This window comes from Rhodospirillales bacterium (assembly GCA_016872535.1).
GTDB lineage: Bacteria > Pseudomonadota > Alphaproteobacteria > Rhodospirillales > 2-12-FULL-67-15 > 2-12-FULL-67-15.
In genome coordinates, this window is sequence record VGZQ01000124.1 from 1 (window position 1) to 5418 (window position 5418).

Here is a 5418-nt window from a genome sequence, read left to right on the forward strand (position 1 = left end):
TGGGGTTCGCCGCGACCGGCCCGGTCGGCGCCGAATCGGTCCCGATTCGCGTCGGAACCCATCCCGGTTACGGCCGGATCGTCTTTGCGTGGCCTCAGTCCGTCGGCCACCAGGCGGAAATCCGGGACGGCCGGCTGACGGTTACCTTTGAGCGCGCGGTCGAGGCCGATTTTGCGCCCGCGCTCCGCGTGCTCCGCAACTACCTCACGGATGCCACCCCCGGCGCGGATGGCCGTTCGGTGTCGTTCGGGCTCGCCGGAACGTTCGAGCTTCGGACTTTTCTCAACAAGACGGCGGTGGTGGTCGATCTGCTCGACCCGCAGGGCGAAAAAGCCGCCGCCCAACCCACGACGCCGGAACGCGCGCCGCCCGCGCGCCGAGAAGCGTCGCGCCCGGAACCGCCCCAGCCGTCTCCCGAGTCGGTTTCGATCCGCGCGGGGGTGCACCCGGACAAGACGCGCGTGGTCGTCGATTGGCGGGTTCCGGTGTCCTATGCCCTTGATCGTCAGGGCGACACGCTGACCCTGTTCTTCGATCGTCCGGCCAACCTCGATCTGGGGCGCATCGCGGACCGCCCGCCGCCCCGCGTGCTGGCGGCGTCGGTGGAATCGGCGCCGGCGTCGTCGGTCTTGACCTTGGCCATCCAGCCCGGCGCGACGGTCAACCATTTCCTTGCCGGCACCCGTGTCGTCGTCGATATCCTCGCGGCGGATGCGTCGTTGCCGGCCGATTCTTTGCCGGCCGCGCCTTCGTCGCCCGCGGCGGGAGCGGCGAGAACGGTCGCCGCGGCGCCGCCGGCTCCGCTCTCGTCACCGCCTCCGGCGCCCGCGCCGGCGGCTTCCCCGCCATCCGCGCCCCGGTCTTTGGTTCCGTCGTCGCCCGCCGCTCCGCCGCAGCGACAACCCGCTCCGCCGCCGGCGCCCGGCGCGACGAGCGCCCCGGCGGCGTCCCCAAGCCCTTCCCCGTCCGCGCCCTCGCCAAGGCCGGTGCCATCGGGTGCCCAGTCGGCGGCGCTTCCTGTCGACGCGGGGCAGCCCATATCCCTGGTGCCGGGCGGACCGGCCGTGACGATTCGCGAGCGCGAAGAGCCCAGGGCCGCGGCCGACGATACCGGCCGTTCGGAGGCGACGGGTCCCTCGGTCGGCGTGACGCTCCGGTTCGATTGGACGGAGCCGACCGCGCTCGCAATCTTCCGCCGCGCGGGTTCCTTGTGGGTGGTGTTCGACCGGCCGTCCAAGCCCGATCTCGAAGCCCTGCAGAGGCAGGGCGGCAACGTGATTCGCTCGGTGACCCAGATTCCCAACGAAGGGGCGACAATCCTCCGCATGGACGCGGTCGCCGGGATCAACCCGGTGCCCCGGCGTGACGGGCTGACGTGGATGCTCAATTTCCATCGCCAGCCGATCGAAGCCGCTAACCGTCTTGACGTCACGGTTCAACCGCAAGCGCGGCGCGGCCGGGTGCTGATTCCGGTGTCCGACGTCACCACCGTTTTCGCCCTGACCGATCCCGAGGTCGGCGACAACCTGATGGTGGTGCCGATCGCGCCCTTGTCCTACGGCATGACCTATCCCTACGAGTTCGCGCATTTCGCCCTGATCCCGACCGGCCAGGGCGTGGTCGTTCGCCCGCGCATCGACAACCTGCAGGTTCGCGCCGTGCCCCAGGGAGTGGAGATCACCAGTCCCGACGGGTTGCCAGTCTCGGAAGTAACGGCCGAGGACGAGGCCCAAGTGGTATTTGGCCTCAACCGGCCGTTGTCGCGGGTGCTCGACCTCGACCGCTGGCGCATCGCCGATCAGGCCAGTTTCGTTCCTCGCCGCCAGAGCCTTCAGATTGAAGTCGCCAAATCCAAACCGGGCGAGGCGCGCGAAAAGGCGCGGCTCGATCTGATCCGCTTTCTGTTCGCCAACGGATTCTTCGCCGAGGCGATCGGCGTCATCGAGGCGGCGGTGGCGGATCGGGCGGCGGTGGCGGACAGCGCCGAATTCCGGCTGCTGCGCGGCGGCACCCGGTTCATGCTCGGCCGCATCGACGAAGCGCGCCAGGATCTGTTCGACAAGAGCCTCGACGGCTTGGACGAGGGCCTGTTTTGGCGCGCGATCGTCGAGGCCGTCGACGGCGACCGCGCCCAGGCCGCGCGCGAACTGCGTCGGGTCGGGCCGATGATCCGGTTCTACCCCCGCGGTCTTTCCCTGCCGCTCGGGCTGATCGTGGCCGAAACGGCCATCGACCTCGGCGATTTCAAGGTGGCGATTTTCTACCTCGAGTCGCTTCTGGCGCTCGGTCCCACCCCCCACCAGAAGGCGCACATCGACTATTTGGAGGGCCGGATTTTCGAATTGACGGGCGATTTCGACAAGGCGTTGGAGAAATGGGAGGCGGTCGCGAAGGGCTCCGACCCGCTGGCGCGGTTTCGCGCCAAGCGCGACCACACCGAATTGTTGATCAAACTCGAGCGAATCGAACCGGCGGCGGCGATCGAGGCCCTGGAAGGGTTGCGCTACGCCTGGCGGGGCGACGATCTCGAATTCGCGCTGCTGCGCCGCCTCGGCGGCCTCTACCTGGAGACCGAGGACTATAAAGAGGGGCTGAGGACCCTGCGCCAAGCCGCGACCTATTTTCGCGAACACGCCCGGGCGCCGGAAGTGACCCAGCAAATGGCCGAGATTTTTGCCCGGCTGTTCCTCGAGGACCAAGCCGACAAGCTGTCGCCCGTGTCGGCAATCGCCTTGTTCGAGGAGTTCCGCGAGCTGACTCCGGTCGGCGCGCGCGGCGACGAGATGATCCGCAAGCTCGCCGACCGGCTGACCCGAGTCGACCTGCTCGACCGGGCGGCCGAACTGCTCCGGGGCCAGATCGAATTCCGCCTGAAAGGCGTCGACCGGGCCCGAATCGGGGGGCAGCTTGCGCTCGTTTACCTTCTCGACCAGAAGCCGGACGAGGCGATCGCCGTGCTCGACCAGACGGACGAGGCCGGGTTGCCCGCCTCCCTGGCGGCCCAACGCCTGCACCTGCGCGCCCGGGCATTGATGGCCAAGGGCGACGGGGCGGCGGCGCTCGCCGTCCTGAAGGACGACCGCAGCCTGGACGGCGAACGCCTCAAGGCGGAGATCTACTGGGAAGCGCAGGATTGGGAGCGGACGGTCCAGGCGTTCCAGCGGGTGCTGCGCGAGGCCAAGGCGGAACCGCGCCGGCCGCTCGACAAGGCCCAGGCAGGCCATGTCTTCAACTTGGCGATCGCCATGACGCTGGCGGGCAACGAGCGCGGCGTGGCTCGACTCCGGGCCGAATACGGCGAGGCCATGGCCCAATCCGAGTTCGCCCGGGGCTTCGACCTGATCGCCGGACAGTCGGCGTTGACGGGCATCGGCCGCGCCGACGTCGCCGGCGAGGTCCAGGAGGCTCAAGGCTTCCAAACTTTCCTCTCCGCCTACAAGGAGCGGCTGCGCGAGCAGGGGCTTTCCAGCATCAACTGACGACGGGCGCGCGTCGCGCGCGTGCGCGCCGCGTTAACTTTCCTTAGCGACTCGGCGTGCGAGACTCGGCGAACCGATTCGGGATGCCGGCGCTAAAATCGCTTGCATCGCGAACGCAATGGACTTATTAGCGGATCGTTGCCTGTGTTTCAGGCTCGCTTCTTGAGATTGGGCGAGGGCCACGAGATGCCGAAGAACGCGACCGCGAAGATTATCCCGGAGACGAGGCTCGACTCCGCGCGCCGCCTTGCGCGCGCGACCAAGGCCGTGAAGCTTGCTCCGGCGAAAACGGCGAGCGCGCCGGCCGCCTACCCGACGGTCGAGAACAAAACCGACTACTTCGTCGAGCGCAACGGCGTGAAATTCGCCGGCATGCACCTGATCCTCGAACTTTGGCAGGCGACCCGCCTCGACGATCCGAAGTTCATCGCCGAAACGCTCGAACGCGCCGCCAAGGCGGCGTCCGCCACCGTGCTCCACACCCACATGCACCACTTCTCCCCCAATGGCGGGGTCTCGGGCGTGGTGGTGTTGGCCGAATCCCACATCAGCATCCACACTTGGCCTGAGCGCAACTACGCCGCCCTCGATATCTTCATGTGCGGCAAGTGCGACGCCTATCTCGCGGTCCCCATCCTGCGCGAGGCCTTCGGCGCCGGCAGCGTGCAGCTGTCGGAACTTAAGCGGGGCCTCATTCCGTGACTTCCCGCCCCGGACGAGGGTCCGGGACTTGGTACGACGAAAGGCTGCACACCCACTTCACCAAGAAGGGGTATGCGCAGCGCTTCGAGGTCGTCCGCACCCTCGTCGCCAAACGGACCCCCTTCCAGGAACTGGTGATCTTCCAGACGGGTCACTTCGGCCGGGTGCTGGCGCTCGACGGCATCATCCAGACGACCGAAGCGGACGAGTTCGTCTACCACGAGATGATGACGCATCTTCCCATGTTCGCGCACGGCCGGGTGCGCGATTTGCTCATCATCGGCGCCGGCGACGGCGGTATTCTGCGCGAAGCGCTCCGCCATAAATCGGTGCGCCGGGCGGTAATGGTCGAGATCGACGGCGAGGTGATCGCCGAATGCGCCCGCCACATGCCGGCGCTCAATGGCGGTGCGTTCAAGAACCCGCGCGCCCAGGTCATTGTCGGCGACGGCATCGATTATGTGCGGAAAGCGCCGTCGGCCAGTTTCGACGCGATCCTGGTCGATTCGACCGACCCGATCGGCCCGGGCGAGGTGCTGTTCACGGACGATTTCTACCGCAACTGCCGCCGCATCCTGCGCAAGGGCGGCCTGATCGTGACCCAGAACGGGGTGCCCTTCTTCCAGCCCGAGGAAGTCGTCACCACCAAGCGCCGCCTCGGGCGCATCTTCAGGCACATGACGTTCTACTACCTGGTGGTGCCGACCTATATTGGCGGCATGATGACGCTCGCCTTCGCCACCGACGCTCCCGGCCTCGACCGGGTGCCGCGCGCGGTCCTGGAGCGCCGCTTCAGGGCCGCCCGGCTCAAGACCCGCTATTACACCCCCGGCATCCACGTCGGCGCGTTCGAACTGCCGCCCTTCATCGCCGATTTGGCGGCCAAGGGCGGCAAAGGCAAAGCCCGGCGTTAATACGCCTCGCGAGGCGACAGGGCATTTAAGCTTTCGGACGGCACGGATAGGCTCTAGAAGCTTCCGGCGCCACCGCCCGTGCCGCCGCTACCGTCGCCGCCGCCACCACCACCACCACTACCACCGCCGCCGCCGTCTCCGCCGCCGGGGCCAGAACCGGTACTTCCGGCACTCGAGCTGGTGCCGGTGCTGCCAGGGCCGCTGGGACCAGCACCAGTAGTTCCGGCGCTCGCGCTGCCGGGACCAGCACCAGTACTTCCGGCGCTGGCACCCGCGCCGCTGCCACCGCCAGCGCTGCCACCGCCAGCGCTGCCACTGCCCGC

Annotated in this window: 3 protein-coding genes; all 3 read left to right on the plus strand. The window is 68.1% G+C overall.

Features of this window, described 5'->3' with window-relative positions:
- The coding region (locus tag FJ311_15715) for a tetratricopeptide repeat protein (GenBank protein ID MBM3952881.1) at positions 1–3479 on the plus strand (3479 nt) is incomplete at its 5' end.
- Positions 3480–3665: 186 nt separating this feature from the next.
- On the plus strand, positions 3666–4181 hold the full coding sequence (gene speD / locus FJ311_15720) for an adenosylmethionine decarboxylase (GenBank protein ID MBM3952882.1): 516 nt from the start codon (positions 3666–3668) through the stop codon (positions 4179–4181).
- A 44-nt stretch (positions 4182–4225) separates the two neighbouring features.
- Positions 4226–5095 (plus strand): polyamine aminopropyltransferase, encoded by an 870-nt coding sequence (gene speE / locus FJ311_15725; protein MBM3952883.1) that lies wholly within the window; start codon positions 4226–4228, stop codon positions 5093–5095.
- Positions 5096–5418 lie beyond the last annotated feature (323 nt).